The sequence below is a fragment of the Undibacterium sp. WLHG33 genome, from assembly GCF_049544815.1.
Taxonomy (GTDB): domain Bacteria; phylum Pseudomonadota; class Gammaproteobacteria; order Burkholderiales; family Burkholderiaceae_D; genus Undibacterium.
The window spans coordinates 1,644,318-1,661,486 of the sequence record NZ_CP186697.1 but is presented as its reverse complement, the minus strand read 5'-3'; the positions used below and the strand labels follow the sequence as shown (position 1 = coordinate 1,661,486).

19 protein-coding genes are annotated in these 17,169 nt (G+C 49.7%); 3 read left to right on the top strand and 16 right to left on the bottom strand.

Features of this window, described 5'->3' with window-relative positions; all coding sequences use genetic code 11:
• Positions 1 to 33: 33 nt before the first annotated feature.
• The 9 genes from flgJ to flgB all read right to left on the bottom strand — a co-directional run bounded on the left by flgJ (position 34) and on the right by flgB (position 7,353).
• The gene (flgJ, locus tag ACOTSW_RS07585; protein ID WP_423681965.1) at positions 34 to 954 is read right to left on the bottom strand and encodes a flagellar assembly peptidoglycan hydrolase FlgJ; all 921 of its coding nucleotides are present in this window, start codon (positions 952 to 954) and stop codon (positions 34 to 36) included.
• A gap of 9 nt (positions 955 to 963) precedes the next feature.
• On the bottom strand, positions 964 to 2,034 hold the full coding sequence (locus ACOTSW_RS07580) for a flagellar basal body P-ring protein FlgI (RefSeq protein ID WP_423682274.1): 1,071 nt from the start codon (positions 2,032 to 2,034) through the stop codon (positions 964 to 966).
• Between the two features lie 78 nt (positions 2,035 to 2,112).
• Positions 2,113 to 2,775: a flagellar basal body L-ring protein FlgH gene (locus ACOTSW_RS07575; protein WP_423681963.1), complete on the bottom strand. Its 663-nt coding sequence runs from the start codon at positions 2,773 to 2,775 to the stop codon at positions 2,113 to 2,115.
• Between the two features lie 22 nt (positions 2,776 to 2,797).
• The gene (gene flgG, locus ACOTSW_RS07570; RefSeq protein ID WP_423681962.1) at positions 2,798 to 3,580 is read right to left on the bottom strand and encodes a flagellar basal-body rod protein FlgG; all 783 of its coding nucleotides are present in this window, start codon (positions 3,578 to 3,580) and stop codon (positions 2,798 to 2,800) included.
• Between the two features lie 72 nt (positions 3,581 to 3,652).
• Positions 3,653 to 4,393 (bottom strand): flagellar basal-body rod protein FlgF, encoded by a 741-nt coding sequence (gene flgF / locus ACOTSW_RS07565; RefSeq protein WP_423681961.1) that lies wholly within the window; start codon positions 4,391 to 4,393, stop codon positions 3,653 to 3,655.
• Between the two features lie 54 nt (positions 4,394 to 4,447).
• The gene (gene flgE / locus ACOTSW_RS07560; RefSeq protein WP_423681960.1) at positions 4,448 to 5,800 is read right to left on the bottom strand and encodes a flagellar hook protein FlgE; all 1,353 of its coding nucleotides are present in this window, start codon (positions 5,798 to 5,800) and stop codon (positions 4,448 to 4,450) included.
• A gap of 51 nt (positions 5,801 to 5,851) precedes the next feature.
• Positions 5,852 to 6,520: a flagellar hook assembly protein FlgD gene (locus tag ACOTSW_RS07555; RefSeq protein ID WP_423681959.1), complete on the bottom strand. Its 669-nt coding sequence runs from the start codon at positions 6,518 to 6,520 to the stop codon at positions 5,852 to 5,854.
• Positions 6,521 to 6,541: 21 nt separating this feature from the next.
• The gene (flgC, locus tag ACOTSW_RS07550) at positions 6,542 to 6,946 is read right to left on the bottom strand and encodes a flagellar basal body rod protein FlgC (RefSeq protein WP_423681958.1); all 405 of its coding nucleotides are present in this window, start codon (positions 6,944 to 6,946) and stop codon (positions 6,542 to 6,544) included.
• 5 nt (positions 6,947 to 6,951) lie between these two features.
• Positions 6,952 to 7,353 carry a flagellar basal body rod protein FlgB gene (flgB, locus tag ACOTSW_RS07545; RefSeq protein WP_423681957.1) on the bottom strand — a complete coding sequence of 134 codons (402 nt, stop codon included), beginning with the start codon at positions 7,351 to 7,353 and terminating at the stop codon, positions 6,952 to 6,954.
• A 260-nt stretch (positions 7,354 to 7,613) separates the two neighbouring features.
• Here flgB and flgA point away from each other — a divergent pair, with 260 nt between their 5' ends.
• The 3 genes from flgA to ACOTSW_RS07530 all read left to right on the top strand — a co-directional run bounded on the left by flgA (position 7,614) and on the right by ACOTSW_RS07530 (position 9,172).
• The gene (flgA, locus tag ACOTSW_RS07540) at positions 7,614 to 8,249 is read left to right on the top strand and encodes a flagellar basal body P-ring formation chaperone FlgA (RefSeq protein WP_423681956.1); all 636 of its coding nucleotides are present in this window, start codon (positions 7,614 to 7,616) and stop codon (positions 8,247 to 8,249) included.
• A gap of 136 nt (positions 8,250 to 8,385) precedes the next feature.
• On the top strand, positions 8,386 to 8,691 hold the full coding sequence (gene flgM / locus ACOTSW_RS07535) for a flagellar biosynthesis anti-sigma factor FlgM (RefSeq protein ID WP_423681955.1): 306 nt from the start codon (positions 8,386 to 8,388) through the stop codon (positions 8,689 to 8,691).
• Position 8,692: 1 nt separating this feature from the next.
• Entirely contained in the window at positions 8,693 to 9,172 is a 480-nt protein-coding gene (locus ACOTSW_RS07530) for a flagella synthesis protein FlgN (RefSeq protein WP_423681954.1), read from the top strand.
• 69 nt (positions 9,173 to 9,241) lie between these two features.
• On the opposite strand, the gene motD is transcribed toward ACOTSW_RS07530, so the two are convergent.
• The 7 genes from motD to flhB are packed head-to-tail and all read right to left on the bottom strand — an operon-like array spanning position 9,242 to position 16,847.
• Positions 9,242 to 10,021, bottom strand: a complete 780-nt coding sequence (gene motD, locus ACOTSW_RS07525) for a flagellar motor protein MotD (RefSeq protein ID WP_423681953.1) — start codon at positions 10,019 to 10,021, stop codon at positions 9,242 to 9,244.
• Positions 10,022 to 10,023: 2 nt separating this feature from the next.
• Positions 10,024 to 10,770, bottom strand: a complete 747-nt coding sequence (locus tag ACOTSW_RS07520; protein WP_423681951.1) for a flagellar motor protein — start codon at positions 10,768 to 10,770, stop codon at positions 10,024 to 10,026.
• Positions 10,752 to 11,483 carry an RNA polymerase sigma factor FliA gene (locus ACOTSW_RS07515; protein WP_423681950.1) on the bottom strand — a complete coding sequence of 244 codons (732 nt, stop codon included), beginning with the start codon at positions 11,481 to 11,483 and terminating at the stop codon, positions 10,752 to 10,754. Before ACOTSW_RS07515 ends, ACOTSW_RS07520 begins: the two co-directional genes overlap by 19 nt.
• A gap of 7 nt (positions 11,484 to 11,490) precedes the next feature.
• Positions 11,491 to 12,336, bottom strand: a complete 846-nt coding sequence (locus ACOTSW_RS07510; RefSeq protein ID WP_423681949.1) for a MinD/ParA family ATP-binding protein — start codon at positions 12,334 to 12,336, stop codon at positions 11,491 to 11,493.
• Entirely contained in the window at positions 12,329 to 13,600 is a 1,272-nt protein-coding gene (flhF, locus tag ACOTSW_RS07505; RefSeq protein WP_423681948.1) for a flagellar biosynthesis protein FlhF, read from the bottom strand. The genes ACOTSW_RS07510 and flhF overlap by 8 nt, the downstream gene beginning before the upstream one ends.
• Positions 13,597 to 15,699, bottom strand: coding sequence for a flagellar biosynthesis protein FlhA (gene flhA / locus ACOTSW_RS07500; protein WP_423681947.1), 2,103 nt, complete (start codon positions 15,697 to 15,699; stop codon positions 13,597 to 13,599). The genes flhF and flhA overlap by 4 nt, the downstream gene beginning before the upstream one ends.
• The gene (gene flhB, locus ACOTSW_RS07495) at positions 15,696 to 16,847 is read right to left on the bottom strand and encodes a flagellar biosynthesis protein FlhB (protein WP_423681946.1); all 1,152 of its coding nucleotides are present in this window, start codon (positions 16,845 to 16,847) and stop codon (positions 15,696 to 15,698) included. Before flhB ends, flhA begins: the two co-directional genes overlap by 4 nt.
• Positions 16,848 to 17,169: the final 322 nt, after the last annotated feature.

Here is a 17,169-nt window from a genome sequence, read left to right as displayed (position 1 = left end):
AAAATAACAAGCAATAGCCGGCAGCATTGATGCTTAAGTCGCCATTGTCTGTTTGATTATTTTAGTCAGTTTACTTGCGTATTGCGGGTCAGTTGCGTAGCCTGCCTTTTGCAGACCGACAGCAAAACTGGTTGCATCTTTGGCATTCGCAATCACATTTTCATAGCGAGGATTTTTTGTCAGAAGCTTCGCATAGTCTTTAAACGCATCGGCATAGGAGTCGTAGGCTTTAAATTTCTCAACTTTACGGTAAGCAACACCATTGACGTATTCCGTTGTTACCGCATCAACCGTTTTCCCCTTCCACTTACTGTTGGCCTTCATACCAAAAATATTATGACTGGTACTGCCATCAAGCGTTTTAATTTCACGGCGGCCCCAGCCACTCTCGAGAGCCGCCTGTCCTAACATGAACTTCGCCGGAATCCCTGTAGCCTTACTTGCAGCCTCAGCATCAGCGCTTAATTTTTCCTGAAATTCGCGAACATGCGCCGGTCCGGAGAAATTACTTTTCACAGCCGCCGGTTGCGGTTCAAATTTCAGGTTATCCAGATAGGAGCTGATGCCTTTGGCGTTACCTGCAATGTTTCCGCTGATACCCAGGTCATTTCCGCCTGCGCCATTCTCCGATTGCAAAGCCTGGCTCACAGCATTATTGGTCAGTTGCCGTACCAGGGCGTCCGCCAAACCGATACCCCGGTTTGCCATCGATTGTGACAACTGCTGGTCTAGCATGGACGTATAGGTCCGGGTTTGTTCGCTGTCAAATGGACCGTCCTGCCCACCTGCCTGACGCATAGACTTCAGCATCATATTCATGAACAGCGCCTCAAATTGCTTGGCTGCTGCTTTGATTGATTCGGGAGAATTATCTTTCGCGGATTGCTTGAGACCATCCAGACTCTTGCTATCGAAAGCTAATTTATTATCCGAAAGATCAGCACGACCGATCATGAGGCTTCCTTAAATAATCTCAAGTTCTGCACGCAAAGCACCAGAGGCTTTAATCGCCTGCAAAATCGCCAGCAAATCCTGAGGTGTCGCACCTATCGCATTCAAGGCTTTCACAACAGCGGCCAAGGATGTGCCCGCTTTCAGCATCATTAACTGCCCGGCATCTTTGGTGATGCTGATGCCTGAATTCGCTGTTGCTGCCGTTTGACCTGCTGCCAATGCATTTGGCTGACTGACCGCATTATCGGTATTGATGACAACAGAAAGATTTCCGTGTGCAACAGCGCAGGAATCCAGCGTCACGGCCTGATTCATGACGATAGAACCAGTCCGTGCATTCAGGATCACTTTTGCTACAGTCTGAGCAGGAGTCACATCCAAGCTTTCCAGCGCACCTAAAAATGAGACCCGCTGATCCGGACTGACTGGCGCCTTCACCTGTATCGCTCGCCCATCCAGTGCAGCCGCTGTATCCGGGCCAAACCGGCGGTTAATCGCATCGACGACTCTGCTCGCCGTGGAAAAATCGGAAGTATTCAATTCCAGCTGTATCGTATTGCCCTGCCCCACTGAACTGGGAACCGCCCTCTCCACTGTCGCCCCCGAAGAAATGCGTCCTACGCTCAGATGGTTGACTTGCGCTTTACTACCATTCGCGGAAGCGCCGACACCACCAACCAGCACATTGCCCTGCGCCATCGCATAAATCTGATTATCCGCACCTTTCAGCGGCGTCATCAGCAGCGTACCACCACGCAGACTCTTCGCATTTCCCATCGAAGACACCGTCACATCCAGTGCTTGTCCTGGTTGCGCGAATGGCGGAAGCGACGCCGTCACCATGACCGCTGCGACATTTTTTAACTGCAGACTGGTGCCGACAGGTAGAGCAACCCCCATCTGCTGCAACATACTGACGATACTTTGCACAGTAAAGGGCGTTTGCGTTGTCTGATCACCGCTTCCATCAAGACCGACCACCAGACCGTAACCCAGCAGCTGATTCTGACGAACGCCCTGAATACCGGCAAGATCTTTTAACCTCTCTGCCTGACATTCTGCCGTCAGTGTCATCCCCATCGTCAGACTGATAAGCAACGTACAAAGCAACGACCGCAACTGCGTAATTTTTTTCATATCTAACCTCTTTTCAGTTTCTTACATAGGAAGAAAACTGAGGAAGAAACGCGTCAGCATCGAGTTAGCTTCTGCCTTATCAATTCTCGTTGTCGAACGGTATTCAAATCTCGCATCGGCTACCTGCGTCGATGGCACAACATTTCCTGCAGCTATTGTCTGCGGACTGACCACACCCGAGAAGCGAACAAACTCAGCGCCCTTATCAAAGGCAAGCTGCTTTTCACCGCTGACCAGCAAATTACCATTGGGCAAAACATCAATGACAGTCACAGCAATCGTTCCGGTAAAACTGTTGCTGGCCGTTTCTGCGCCTTTCTCATCAAATTTTGAGGACCCGTTCGTACTCAGGCCGAGCTTTGCAGTGGTCGAAGACGGAACACCAAAAACGGTTGGTGCTGCCAGTGACAAACCTGACGATTTACTGGAAGAGCTGGCACTACCTTTTGCTGCCGAAGTTCTCTCACTGATGGCAATTGTCAATACATCACCAACCATTCTCGGCTTGGCATCTTCATATAACGGACGATAGCTCGCAGACTGAAAAATCGCGCCGTTAATTTCTTTATGCGGTTTGGCGGACTGTGCCGGCAGCGATGTCGGCTGATGTACGATGGCTGGCGGAGTGACTGAGCACGCCGTCAGCGACAACACGATAGTGGCAGATAAAAATAAAGCCTTCATGATGTTCTCAACTGGTTAACAATCAGAGTTGCGTCAATTTTTGCAGCATCTGATCCGAGGTCGTAATCGCCTTACTATTAATCTCGTAAGCACGCTGAGTCTGTATCATATTGACCAGTTCTTCTGCGACATTGACGTTCGAGGTCTCGACAAAATTTTGCATCAGTAAACCTGCGCCATTTGTTCCCGGTGTATTGGTTCCCGGATTCCCGGATGCGGCCGTTTCTGCGTATAAGTTTTCGCCCAGCGCCAGTAAGCCTGTGGGATTGATAAACGTCGCTAGCTGAATGGAACCAACCTGTACCGGCGCGCTCGAACCAGGCTGCGTGACAGAAACCGTACCATCACGCGCAACAGTAATGGACTGCGCATTGGCAGGAATGGTGATCGCAGGCTGAATCACAAAGCCGCTCGACGTCACCAATTGACCCTGGCTATCCATCTGAAAAGAGCCGTCACGTGTGTATGCCGTGGAGCCATCAGGCATCAGCACCTGAAAGAAGCCCTGCCCCTGAATGGCCACATCCTTGGCATTCCCGGTCTGCTGTAAATTCCCTTGTGTGAAAATTTTCTCGGTTGCGACTGTACGTACACCCGTGCCTAACTGCAACCCAGACGGTAGTTGCGTCTGCTGGGAACTTTGCGCACCGGGCTGACGTATTGTCTGATACAGCAAATCTTCAAAAACTGCACGTGAGCGCTTAAATCCGGTGGTGCTGACGTTCGCCAGATTATTGGTAATCACATCCATTTGTGTCTGCTGTGAATCCAGGCCAGTCTTGGCGATCCAGAGTGAACGTATCATTGATTTCTCCTGCACGCCATGCGGCGTAGTGAACAGCGTAATTTGTTACCGGTTATTGTGCGCCTGAAACGACTAGCTCAAACTAAGGAGCTGACTGGCTTTTGCCGCGTTATTCTCAGCATTCTGCAAAAGGCGCATCTGCATTTCAAATTGCCGGCCGAGATTAATCATAGTCACCATCGATTCCACCACGCTGACATTACTGTTTTCCAGCATGCCACCGGCAACACTGACCGCAGCATCCGCATCGGCAACACTACCGTCTTTCGTTTTGAAAAATCCATCGTCGCCGCGCACCAGATTTTCTTCCGGCGGATTCACCAGCTTTAAGCGACCGATCACCTGCACCGCATTCGGATTAGAACCTACCGGCACGGTTGAGACAGTACCGTCTTTCGCGATCGCGATCGACACATCAGGCGGAATCGTAATCGGACCACCATCACCGATCAGATTTAAGCCATTCTGTGTTTGTAAAACACCGTTTTCACTTAACTTCAGACTACCACTGCGGGTGTAGCCCTCGGTACCATCCGGCTTTTCCACCGCCAGCCACCCCTTGCCCTGGACCGCGACATCCAGTTCACGTCCGGTCATTTGAAGACTACCTGTGGAAAAGTCCGTCCCGACCGTTGCATCGACAACGAAAGCGCGGGTCGGCAACTCAGCACCCTGCACCGGCACTGCCCTGAATGAATCCAATTGGGCACGGAAACCTGTGGTCGTCGCATTGGCCAGATTGTGCGCATTCGTCGCCTGCTGCTCAAGAATATGCTTGGCACCCGTCATCGCTGTATAAATCAACCTATCCATTACTACCTCCCGACACGCTCACACCCAATTCAATATCTGTTTTCATTCAAGTCATTAACGCAGATTCACAATCGTCTGCAAAATCTGATCCTGCGTTTTAATGGTTTGTGAGTTCGCCTGATAAACACGTTGTGCCGTGATCATATTGACCAACTCACCCGTAAGGTCTGTATTGGAATCCTCAGTCGCAGACGCAGTTAACACACCGAGACCGCCTGAATTTGGTGGACCAACCAGCGGCTGACCAGATTCGGAAGTCTCTGCCCACTGGTTATCACCCAAGGATTGCAAACCGTTGGAATTGGTAAATGACGCCAGAACAACCTGACCTAAGACTTTCGTCTGACCATTGGTATAGCTACCAACGATCGTGCCATCTTTGGCGGTATTAAATTTTGATAATTTGCCTGATGTATAACCATCCTGCTTCATGCTGCTGACGCTGAAATCCGAGCCGAACTGGGTCGAATTTGTATAATCAAATTTGATATTCGCAGTCGTATTGATCGGTGTGACAGCGCCGGAAGCGACGGGCACAATCATCTGCAGAGCGCGCGGATCAGTGGCAGCATATGCGGGAATCGCACCCGTCAGCTTACCCAGGTTGTCAAATGCCAGCTTACCGATCGGCGTCGGTGTCGTACCTGTCGGAGTCAAAGCACCTGCTGCGTTAAAGGGATTGCCATCCACGGTCGCAAAAACGTTCCATTCGATGGTGCCAGCGGTTGCCGGTGGCGTCGTGACAGGATCGACACGTACATAGTAAGTTTGTAAGACGTGTGAATTACCCAGGCTGTCGAACACCGTTACTGACGTCGATTTATTGTAGGAGGTCGGATCAGTCGGAGAAAAAGCGATCGGCGTGATAGTAGGAGGAATGGTCACTGGCAATTGCGTACCTGGTACATATTCACGCGAATCCAGATTCATTACGCCGCTGATTTTTGCTGTTTGTGCAGGTGAAATATCCGCAGTATTAATCGTGATGGGCGACGCTGATCCGGTAGAAAGGACGCCCGCGGCATTTGCAATATACCCGGTCAGTTGCTGCCCCTGCGCATTGACCAGACCGCCATTTTTATCGAGCTGGAACTGACCATTACGGGTATAAGTGACTGCTCCGTTTTTTACCATTCGGAAAAAACCGTTACCGTTAATTGCTGTATCAAGCGGATTATTTGTCGAGCTGATATTACCCTGAGTAAATTGCTGGGCAATCGTCGATACCCGTACACCGATCCCAACAGCATTCGCAGATGCACCACTTAAAGAATTGGCATATACATCAGCAAATTGAACTTGCGCCTGCTTAAAACCGACTGTATTCGCATTCGAAATGTTGTTACCGATCACATCCAGTGATTTCGACGCTGCATTTAATCCACTAAGACCCTGCTGAAAACCCATGATTTTTCTCCCTCATTTTAAATACCGCGATTACCCGAGCAATCAGCAGTCTCAGAAAATTTGCTTTACATCTGCCATTGATATTTCACCGACACCGGAAACACTCAATTTCACGCCCCCTGTACCGGAACTCACACTATTGACCATACCAAAACATAATTTAGTCGCATCCAATGCCTTTTCGCCCGAACTCGCTGCGATTTCAAAGGTGTAGGAACCATCCGCTGCGGCCGCACCGGAATCGGTTTTACCGTCCCAGGTCAGATCATTCACACCGGCTGGCAAAGCGCCCAGACTCATTTTCCGCACTGTCGCACCTGATGCATCCTTAATCACCACCTCAACTTTGTCGGCCGCTTGCGGCAGATCAACGGCGTAAATTGCTTTCGAGCTCGAGAGCGAAATGGAACTCCCCTCAGTCATAACACCATGACCGATCATATTAGCTGCCTGTAAATTCTGGCTCGCCTGCATATTGCTGCTGAGTGCAGCAAACGAGGCATTCAATTTCTCAATGCCTGATACCGTCGATAATTGCGCCATCTGGCTTGTTACCTGAGCATTGTCCATAGGATTCAACGGATCCTGATTCTTCATTTGCGTTACTAACAAGTTCAGGAAGGTACTCTCTGACGTTTTTGCGGCGGATGTGCTGCTGGCCGTACCATTCATGGTATTGAGCAGACTCTGATCAACTGTATTACTTTGTATCGTTGTCATTTCATTTCCTTTTTATGAGGATCATTGACCCAAAGTCAGCGTTTTCAACAACATGGTTTTCGCTGCATTCATCGTTTCAACGTTGGTCTGATATGATCGGGATGCTGAAATCATATTCACCATCTCCTCGACCACGTTGACATTGGGCATTGCCACATAGCCCTTTTCATCGGCAAGCGGATGTTTGGGGTCGTACTTGAGTTTTGCAGGTGTTGCATCCTCAACGACTTCCGTCACCTTAACCGCAGTCGAAGGTGTGCCTGCAACAGGTACTGCACTGAATACCACCTGCTTTGCCTTGTATGGTTTTCCGTCAGAACTGGTCACGCTATCGGCGTTCGCCAGATTACTCGACACTACGTTCAGGCGCTGAGCCTGAGCACTCATGGCGGAACCTGCCACATTAAAAACGTTAAAAAGCGACATGATGATCACCCCTGAATTGCTGCAAGCATGTTACGGATTTGCATGTTAATAATTGTCAGACTCGCCTCATACCGCAGTGAGTTTTCGGCGAACTGATTACGCTCAACATCCATATCCACAGTATTGCCGTCGATATTGCCCTGAGAAACGCCTCGGTACATTGGCTCTACCCCAGCCTCCGCTGAGGCACTTCCCATATGCTGCGAATCAGTTTTATTCAGTCCCGGCGTCACCTGCCTCGCATTCTGTTGCAGGGCATTATTCAACGCAGAGGTGAAATCAATATCCCTGGCTTTGTAATTTGGCGTATCAGCATTGGCAATGTTAGATGCGAGCAATTGTTGCCGCTGCCCACGAACAGACAATGCTGTTTCGTGAAAACGCATGAAATCATCTAATTTAGTCATTCAAACCTCTCGCCAATCTAAAGCCAGCGATTCGCCAGCCACATCACGGTTTTCCATGATTGGCATCATATATCCGCCTCAGGTAATTCAATTCATTGAGTAAAGGTGAAAAACCTCTTCTATTCAAGGCTTAGTAAACCAATCCGGACCTCTAAAATGAGAACACATCCTAAGTAGTTTGCATCCCATGAGTTATGAAACAATTTGCCAAATTAATCATTTTTTTGTTGGTGCTGACGTCTGCGTACGCTGAGGCTCAAATGACGGCTGCAATGCAGGACCACGAAATCGTCAGAAAACTGGCGGCCGATTTTTTATATCATCAGGCCAAGGCTCAGACCGGGGAAACGACCATCACAATGGGACAGGTAGATAAGCGGCTGAATCTGGCAGCCTGTCAGTCGCCCGTCGCATTTCTGCCAAGCGGGAGCAAAGCATGGGGGAAGATCACTGTTGGAGTCCGTTGCACAGCCCCTGTCAACTGGGTTATTTACTTGCAGGCAAACGTCCAGATCACTTCTGAGTACTATGTCGCATCCCGCACCCTGAGCCAGGGGCAGCTAGTAGTGCCTGATGACATGAGTAAAATTAAAGGCGATATATCCAATTTACCGGCCGGGATCGTTACCAACCCCGAACAAGTGTTAGGCAAATCTTTACAAAGCTCGGTTTCTTCCGGCACCCCCTTACGTGTGGATTTATTTCGTAGTCCGGCAGTGGTACAACAAGGTCAATCCGTCAGAGTTGTCAGTAATGGACCCGGCTTTCAGGTTGCAACAGACGCTCAGGCACTGAATAATGCGGCGGAAGGTCAGGTAGCGAAGGCGAGAACAAGTAACGGACAGACTGTCAGTGGCATAGCAAAAGCCGGTGGTATCATCGAAATAACATACTAATTAATGCTTCAACAGACTCGAGCAATCGAATGGTCTGGGCATGCGAATATTTTTGTACGTAAAATTAAAGTTTAAAAATACCTGGCCGATAACCGGATAGTAGAAGCAGACTATTCCCACTTTCGAGGGTAACGCCGTGAAAATTGATGACACACTAAATAAAGCTGCTGGTTTACCCAGCCAGCAGCCTGTACGTACAGAAAAAGCACCAGAGAGAACTGTTTCCACTCCGGCGCCTTCTATAAACGTAAAAATTTCTCCTCTTTCTACGCAATTGCAAGCTTTGCAAAGTACACAGGCGAGCAGTGGCGTATTTGAGGCCAAAAAGGTTGAAGAAATTAAATTAGCCATTTCTGAGGGGCGCTTTCAGGTGAACTCCGAAAAAGTTGCTGATGGACTTCTGGAAACCGTGAAAGATTTACTTAACTCCAGAAAACGTTAATATGACCAGTACAAGCGCAAACAGCGAAGCTATTCTGCAGTGCTTAAAAGCGGAAAAAGAAGCAATGACAGCACTCGCTGACTTACTCAAAGAAGAGCAAGCCGCGCTTGTAGAAGGCGATGTAGTGCGCCTTAACCAAACCTCAGTGCAAAAAAACGATCTAGTGCGTCAACTGGCTGATTTTGACAAACTGCGTCACTCGCACCTGAAACAGCAAGGTTTTGGCGAAGATGCAGACAGCACATTAAATTTTGTACGTCAAAGCCCAGAAGCACAGTCGCTCTGGGACAGTTTATTGACATTAACAGCACAAGCCAAAGAAGATAACAAGACCAATGGTCTGATGATCACCCGCAGGCTGTCTCAAAATCAGACTGCTCTGAGTGCATTTCAACAAGGAACAACAACTGGATCCCTGTATGGGCCTGATGGTCAGTCATCAATCAGAACAACCCCTGCGAAAGGGCTGATTGTCCGCTGAGATCGTTTGCTGAATAGTCCCCTTAATACATAAAAAAGCCCCGGAACCGGGGCTTTTTTATGCGTTTCATCAGGGTGTGATTGGTGCCTGGGTCGGAACAGGAATCTCCACCACAGGTTCCGGCAATACAGACAAAATCGTCACGCTTACCCTGCGGTTACGCGATCGTCCTTCGGGAGTATCATTAGAATCCACTGGCAATTTTGCTCCCTGGCCGACAGCCGTCACCCTGAATTCATCGACACCATTTTCTGTTAAAAGCCTGGCTACCGTACTGGCGCGGACGGCTGACAATTCCCAGTTAGAGGGAAAAACCGAATTTTTAATTGGCACATTATCAGTATGCCCTTCAACCTGAATTGCATGATTATCGAGTTTCAAGACAGATGCAATCGCAGTCAGTGCCTGCACTGAATCTGCATTTAACTTCGCTTCGCCTGGTGGAAACAGCAAGCTGGCATTGATTTCTATGGTCACGCCTCTGGCGGTTTGTGTCACCCTGACCTTCCCCTCTTTTACCAAAGGCTCAAGCGCGGCGAGCACATCTTTTGCCAGACCGGTCATTACCTCGCGTTCTTTCCGTATATTTTCGTTTGATTTCCGCTTCACTATAGGAAGAGGATCCAGCTTTACCACTTGTTGAGTAGCTCCGGCAATAACCGAAGAAGCAGGGTCATTGCTGAATGCACCGGTCAGGGAGCTGGACAATACGCGATACTTCCCCTCATTCAGCGAAGAGATCGCATACATAACGACAAAAAAAGCAAACAGCAAGGTAATGAAATCAGCGTAAGAAACCATCCAGCGCTCGTGGTTTTCCGGTTCTTCGTGATATTTTTTTCTTGCCATGCTTAAACCTGACTGCTGCGGTTATCAACCCGCTCTTCGACAATACGCGGACTGTCACCCAAAGCAATACTGTAAAAGATATCGGACAGCATTTCGCGTCGGGTAATTTCTCTGCCAATAATTTCTTTTAGCTTATTACTGACAGGCAAAAAGAACAAATTAGCCAAACCGACGCCATAAATCGTCGCGACGAATGCCACAGCAATACCGCCGCCCAGTTTAGACGGATCGGTCAGATTTTCCATGACGTGAATCAGCCCTAACACCGCGCCTAAAATTCCGATCGTCGGCGAATAGCCGCCCGCTGCCTCCCATATTTTGGCCGCCTGCCGTTGCTCGATTTCATACAACGAAATATCAACATCCAGAATATCTTTCAGTCGCGCGGGATCAACACCATCAATCACAAGGCGCAATCCCTTACTGATAAAGGCGTCATCAGTTGCATCCATGTAGCGCTCAAGGCTCAAAAATCCCTCACGCCGGGCAACAGCACTCCAGACCAACGCATCCTGGATATTTTTACTACTGTTATCTTTCGGCTCGGAAACGATCCATTTCAACATACGCAGACCTCGCCGGAAAGTGCTCATGCGGCTCTGCAAAAGAACTGCCCCCAGCGTACCGATCACCACAATCACAAATGCCGCTGGCTGTACCAATGATGAAAGACGCCCCCCCTCCATCAATTGACCGACGCTGATGCCGAAAACGACGAGAATAAGTCCTGCTAAGCTAGCCCAGTCCACGCTTTCTCCCTTAAATGAGCACGCATACGTGCAACCGCCTGACTGTGTAGCTGAGACACGCGCGACTCTGAGACTCCCATCACCGCGCCGATTTCCTTCAGATTTAATTCCTGTTCGTAATACAGTCCCATCAACAACTTCTCGCGTTCAGGCAAGCTGTCAATTGCACCGATAACTGCATCGCGGAAATCATCGTTCAATAAATCCTGCAAAGGATCACCTGAATTATCGGAAGAATAATGATCGAGGAAGTGCTCTTTTGTTTCTGCGTCGTGGAAATCTTCGTAGTACACCAGCTGATGTCCACCGCTCTCGCCTAAAAGCTCCTGGTATTCGCCCAAAGATAACTTGAGCGACTTCGCCACCTCGGTTTCTGTCGGCGGCCTACCCAGCTTTTGCTGCATCTGGTTCATCGCATTTTCGATTTTCCGCATGTTTTGCCGAACCCCACGCGGCAACCAGTCGGTGTTGCGCAGCTCATCGAGCATCGCGCCACGAATCCGCTGGACGGCATAGGTTTCGAATTGTGCACCGTGCGTATCTTCGTAACGACTGATCGCATCAAGCAGACCAATCATTCCAGCTTGTACCAGATCATCCACCTCAACACTGGGAGGCAAGCGCGCCTTTAATTGGTAAGCCAGTCGCTTAACCAAAGGCGCATGCTCCCTGAGGAGAAAATTTTTATCTGATTTTCCGCTGGCCGTGTACATATTCCAATTAGATTCCGAGAGCGACGCCCTGTTGTCCGGATACACTGTCCAGACACAATGCAGATCGCGCACTGACAGCAAGCCGCTCTGCCAGTTGAAAAAAAGCCATGGAAGAGCGCGCTTTTGGAAAAGCGTCGATCACTGACCGCCCCTGATGAGCAGCTCTTCTGACGAATTCATCATCCGGCACATAACCAATGAAATTTAAGGGTACCGCAAGATATCGTTGAGACGCCTGAGCCATATTCGTATAAATCAACATTGCTTCTTTCTCAGATACACCGGACACCAAAATACTAAAAGAGCGTCGCCCCAGACGAGCACTCATACGCTTAATCAGTCCATACGCAGATTTGATTGCTGACGGATCTGAAGAAACCTGAATCACCACTTCACTATCATCCAGAGATGCAAGTGGAAACGCATCGCAGGCATCGAGATCACAATCAACCACGACCATATCGGCACGATGTACTGCCAGATCAAATACTCTCGACAATCGTCTCGAATTCTCGGCAGACAAGCTGGACGACAAAGCCCTCTGACGCGATAACATCGATACTGACAAGCCAGACGCAACCATTTTTACTGCCTCGTGCATTGTACGCTGTTGTTGCGCTACATCCAACAAGGTGCGCTCTCTGCTCGCATTGAACCACGCGCCTACACTATCAGAAGACGAACGTGCATCAACCATCAAAATTTGCTGTCCCTGCCGCGCTACTGACACACCCAGATTCACCAGCATTTCGCTTTTTTCATTGTCTTTCAACGCTGATAAAAAAGTAAATACACGCGGCTTTGGTCCAGCCAGCATGCGACGCAGTCCCTCTGCCTGATCAACATTAGCCAAGAGACACCTCCCGCGCAGCCGCTTGTCCACCAGTTGCAGCAGATCCGACACCAGCCATCAGCAAAGGCAGCTCTTCATCCAGGTAACGGAACGGCGCCGTTTCACGTTTCAACTTAAAGGCGCGATCAATCAGGTACTGCTTGTTTGCCACGTGTAAATCTTCCGGCACGCGCTGTCCGTTCGCAATGTAATACAGACTCAGTTTCTGACGTATCACAATATCGAGCACACCACCTATCGTTGCAGCCTCGTCAAGTTTGGTCAGAATGCAGCCTGCCAGACCGGTTCCCTGATAGGCTCTCACCACTTCACTCAGTGTTTCGCCAGTTGACGTAGCATTCAGGCACAAAAGGCGCTTCACATCCGTACCCGGACCCGACAACATTGCGACCTGATCGGTCACCATCTTATCGCGCTGACTGACACCGACAGTATCAATTAAAACGGTATGTTTATTCTTGAGTTCGGACAAAGCTATACGCAAATCACTCTCATCTTTGACCGCGTGAACCATCACTCCGAGAATTTTCCCATAGATTCGCAGCTGTTCATAGCCACCGATACGATAGCCATCGGTTGTAATCAACGCCAGTTTAGACGGGCCGTGACGCATCACACAGCGCGCTGCCAGTTTTGCTGTCGTCGTCGTCTTGCCCACACCAGTTGGTCCGACCAGGGCATAGACGCCACCTTTTTCTAAAATTTCATTCTCGTTATCTATTGTCGTCAGGTTGCGGGCCAGAATCGATTTTATCCATTCAATACCCTGGTCACCTGTTTCATTCTCCGGCAACTTTGCAACCATGAATCGCGACAAGCTGGCACTCAGGCCTGTCGCCAGCATTTCCTTCAATACCAGCGCTTTGTGAGGTTCGCGTTTTTGCGTGTTCGCCCATGACAATTCTGCCAGTTGTGACTCCAGCATACTACGCATAGAACGGATCTCGTTCATCACATCACTTAATTCCCCGGCAACAGAAGCTGGGGCTGAAGTATATCCACCTGACTCCACACCCATTCCGCGTGGCGCGAAGATCCGAGGCTCGTGCTGCACCGGTGGTGCCATTCTTATGCTTTCCGGCAAGATCTCGCGTTCATCCTTCGCTGGCGCAATCGACTGTATCGTCTCATCCGCCATCGCCATAATCTCGACCTTACCGTTTACACTCCGGTTGGACAAAATCACCGCATCTGCCCCCAATGCTTCCCTTAACAAGCGAAGCGCCTCGCGCGAGGTATTAGCAGTAAATTTTCTGACGTTCATGATTGCCCTCCAACAAGGCTGGTAACTCTAATGGTTTTTGTTTCAGGTAATTCGGCATGCGACAACACTTTAAGTTGCGGCAATGTACGGCGTAAGAATTTAGACAGCAAAGCACGCAGTGGTGCGGGCACCAGCAGGACTGGCGTCATGCCCATTTCTTCCTGATGTTTTGCAGCAGTTTCTGTTTGTGTTGTCAGCGCCTCAGCCAGACCAGGTTCCAGCGCGGCGCCATCACCACCACCGGCATGGATCGCCTGCATCAGCAAACGTTCCAGGCGACTATCCAGAGTCATCACGGTCAGTTCATTTGTTGCCGGGAAAATTTGCTGAACAATCGCACGGCCAAGCGCTATACGAACTTGCGCAGTCAGTTCATTGGCATCCTGAGTATGCATCGCCTGCTCAGACAAGGTCTCGATAATGGTACGCATGTCACGGATATGTACACCTTCCAGCAGCAGGTTTTGCAAGACTTTTTGCAGTACCGACAAAGGAATCAGTTTAGGCACCAGATCCTCAACCATTTTCGGCATTTCTTTTGCAAGATGATCCAGCAACTGCTGCACTTCCTGACGACCTAACAATTCAGCGGCATGTGTAGTGATCAGATGATTCAGATGAGTGGCAATCACTGTGCCGGCATCAACCACGGTATATCCCATCGCTTGCGCTTGTTCGCGCGCACTGGCATCAATCCAGATCGCAGGCAAACCAAACGCCGGATCAGTCGTTTCCACACCCGGCAAAGGACCGGAAACCATGCCGGGATTAATCGCCAGATATTGGCCATTCATCGCTTCACCAGCGCCGACCTCAACACCTTTCAACGCGATGCGGTAAGCCGATGGCTTCAGTTCAAGATTGTCGCGAATGTGTACCGGCGGTGATAAAAATCCCACCTCTTGCGCGAATTTTTTACGTATTCCCTTAATACGACGCAGCAACTCACCGCCCTGCGATTTATCGACCAAAGGAATCAGACGATAACCAACCTCCAGCCCCAGCGTATCCACGGGCAGAATATCCTGCCATGTCGCTTCTTCGACCTCGGGCGCCGGCGCATTCTGCGCTTCCGCCTGTGCCGCTGCATCAGCAGGAGAAATACCTGCTGCCTGTTGCGCCTTCTGACGTGCAAGATAGCCAGCGCCAGCCAGTAATCCGGCCAACAGTACAAAGGCGATGTGTGGCATACCGGGAATAATACCCATGCCACCGATAATGCCAGCCGTAATAAACATCACCTGTGGCTTAGCAAATAACTGCCCGATCAACTGACCACTGATATCTTGCTCACTGGCGACACGCGAGACAACCACACCAGCAGCAGTAGAAATAATCAACGATGGAATCTGCGCAACCAGACCATCACCGATGGCCAGCAAAGTGTAATTCTTCAGCGCGGAACCAAAGTCCAGATCGTGCTGCACCATCCCCACAATCAGGCCACCGACGATATTAATCACCGTTACCATGATCCCGGCAACTGCATCACCGCGCACGTATTTAGACGCACCGTCCATCGCACCGTAGAATTCAGCTTCCTGAGCGACTTCGGTACGGCGGCGACGCGCTTCCTGCTCAGCAATCAGACCAGCATTCAGATCAGCATCAATCGCCATTTGCTTACCAGGCATCGCATCCAACGCAAAACGCGCGCCCACTTCAGCGATACGACCCGCGCCTTTTGTCACCACGGTGAAGTTAATGATCGTCAGAATCACAAACACCACGATACCGACGGTGTAATTTCCACCAATCAGAAAATGACCAAAAGCCTCAATCACCTTACCTGCAGCGTCCGGGCCTGTATGCCCCTCTGTCAACACAACACGGGTAGACGCAACGTTGAGCGATAAACGCAGCATAGTGCTGACCAGCAGTACTGTTGGGAACACCATAAAGTCCAGCGGCTTCACTGTGTACAAACTCGTCAGCAAAACAATGATCGCAATCGCGATATTGAAGCTGAAAAAGACGTCAAGAATAAACGCCGGCAACGGCAACACCATCATGGCCAGCATCAGAATAATCAAGACAGGCGCTGCCAGCGCCCTCCCATTGAGCCCGTTCATCCACAAAGGTAATTTCAGGCTGTTCATACTGCTACTCCTACTTGATTATTCGGGTCTAACTCTGCTGGAACTTGTAATTCACGTGGTTCTTCCGGTCTGATGCCACCACGTTCTCGGTAACTGCGAAGCTGGAATACATACGCAAGAACTTCAGCAACGGCAGCATATAAAGCTTCAGGAATTTCGTCGCCTAACTCTGTGTGCTTACACAGCGCACGTGCCAGCGGCGGCGCTTCAAGTAAAGGAACATTGTGTTCTGCACCCAGCTCACGGATTTTTGCAGCGACTTCATCGGCACCTTTCGCGACTACTTTCGGCGCGCCACCACCACCTTCGGTGTATTTCAGTGCGACGGCAAAGTGCGTCGGGTTGGTCACAATAACGTCTGCAGTCGGAATTTCAGACATCATGCGGCGACGCGCCATTTCACGTTGTTGCTGGCGAATCTTCGCTTTAATCTGCGGATTACCATTCGACTCTTTCGATTCCTGCACCACTTCCTGATGCGTCATTTTTAATTTGTTGGCGTAATGCCACATCTGATAAGGCGCATCTATCGCCGCAATTACAACTAAAGCAGCAACGATAGACATAAAACAAACGGCCATCATGTGGCCTACGTGTGCCATCCCGGCATGCAGATTTTCCAGAGGCAAACCAAAAATCGCCTCTTTTTGCCCCATGATGACAACCCAGGCAACGCTGCCAACCAGGATAGTTTTCACAATCGCCTTCAACAATTCAACACCGGCACGCGCAGAAATCATGTTTCCCAAGCCAGTAATCGGATTCATGCGGCCGAAATTCGGCTGCAAAGCCTTAGCGCTGAACAACCAGCCACCGATCAGCAAGGGCGAACCCAATGCCACCAGCAACAGCACTAATACGACAGGGGAAAATGCCAACAGAACATCCAGTAAATTGACGCCGATTTTTCCAATCAACAAGTTAAAGTCAAAGGCAGCTTCGCGCTCCAGCGTCAGACCGGTAATCAGATTTTTATTTAATTGCTGAACCAGCGTGCCGCCCATCGCCCAGAGCGCTCCACCAGCTGCCAGCAAAATGGTGCAAGTTGACAGTTCACGCGAACGCGGAACATCCCCTTCCTCACGCGCCTGTTCAAGGCGCTTCTCCGAGGCCGGTTCTGTTTTTTCGAGATCGCTATCTTCGGCCATTGCCGACTCCTGTTATTTCCGCGAAGCAAGTAATGCTTCGATTACGTAAATTTACAGATGAGATTATTGAATGTGCAGCCGGACTTGGATACGAGGAATAAAGGAGTAAATACCCGTTTATTCAAATTGAAGAGGGAAAATATCGTAGCCTGCGTGAAGGAAGACCATCAGAAAAACACAAGAGCGCGTCGGGAAATGGCTGAATTCAGCTTCCCGCTTGATCTGCTGAAATGAAGAGAACAGGTATTCGGGCTAAACAGCTACCGCTGCTTTCAGGAAGAGAGGAATTAACGCGATACCCATCTTATTCCATGCAAGGAAA

Bases quoted from the DNA above. Each gene is read 5' to 3' on its own strand.
- ACOTSW_RS07575 (WP_423681963.1), bottom strand. From the start codon at position 2,775: ATGAAGGCTTTATTTTTATCTGCCACTATCGTGTTGTCGCTGACGGCG.
- flgC (WP_423681958.1), bottom strand. From the start codon at position 6,946: ATGTCGCTTTTTAACGTTTTTAATGTGGCAGGTTCCGCCATGAGTGCT.
- flgB (WP_423681957.1), bottom strand. From the start codon at position 7,353: ATGACTAAATTAGATGATTTCATGCGTTTTCACGAAACAGCATTGTCT.
- ACOTSW_RS07555 (WP_423681959.1), bottom strand. From the start codon at position 6,520: ATGACAACGATACAAAGTAATACAGTTGATCAGAGTCTGCTCAATACC.
- flhA (WP_423681947.1), bottom strand. From the start codon at position 15,699: ATGAACAGCCTGAAATTACCTTTGTGGATGAACGGGCTCAATGGGAGG.
- motD (WP_423681953.1), bottom strand. From the start codon at position 10,021: ATGGCAAGAAAAAAATATCACGAAGAACCGGAAAACCACGAGCGCTGG.
- ACOTSW_RS07515 (WP_423681950.1), bottom strand. From the start codon at position 11,483: ATGTACACGGCCAGCGGAAAATCAGATAAAAATTTTCTCCTCAGGGAG.
- flgE (WP_423681960.1), bottom strand. From the start codon at position 5,800: ATGGGTTTTCAGCAGGGTCTTAGTGGATTAAATGCAGCGTCGAAATCA.
- ACOTSW_RS07580 (WP_423682274.1), bottom strand. From the start codon at position 2,034: ATGGGGATGACACTGACGGCAGAATGTCAGGCAGAGAGGTTAAAAGAT.
- flhF (WP_423681948.1), bottom strand. From the start codon at position 13,600: ATGAACGTCAGAAAATTTACTGCTAATACCTCGCGCGAGGCGCTTCGC.
- flhB (WP_423681946.1), bottom strand. From the start codon at position 16,847: ATGGCCGAAGATAGCGATCTCGAAAAAACAGAACCGGCCTCGGAGAAG.
- flgA (WP_423681956.1), top strand. From the start codon at position 7,614: ATGACGGCTGCAATGCAGGACCACGAAATCGTCAGAAAACTGGCGGCC.
- ACOTSW_RS07530 (WP_423681954.1), top strand. From the start codon at position 8,693: ATGACCAGTACAAGCGCAAACAGCGAAGCTATTCTGCAGTGCTTAAAA.
- flgJ (WP_423681965.1), bottom strand. From the start codon at position 954: ATGATCGGTCGTGCTGATCTTTCGGATAATAAATTAGCTTTCGATAGC.
- flgG (WP_423681962.1), bottom strand. From the start codon at position 3,580: ATGATACGTTCACTCTGGATCGCCAAGACTGGCCTGGATTCACAGCAG.
- flgF (WP_423681961.1), bottom strand. From the start codon at position 4,393: ATGGATAGGTTGATTTATACAGCGATGACGGGTGCCAAGCATATTCTT.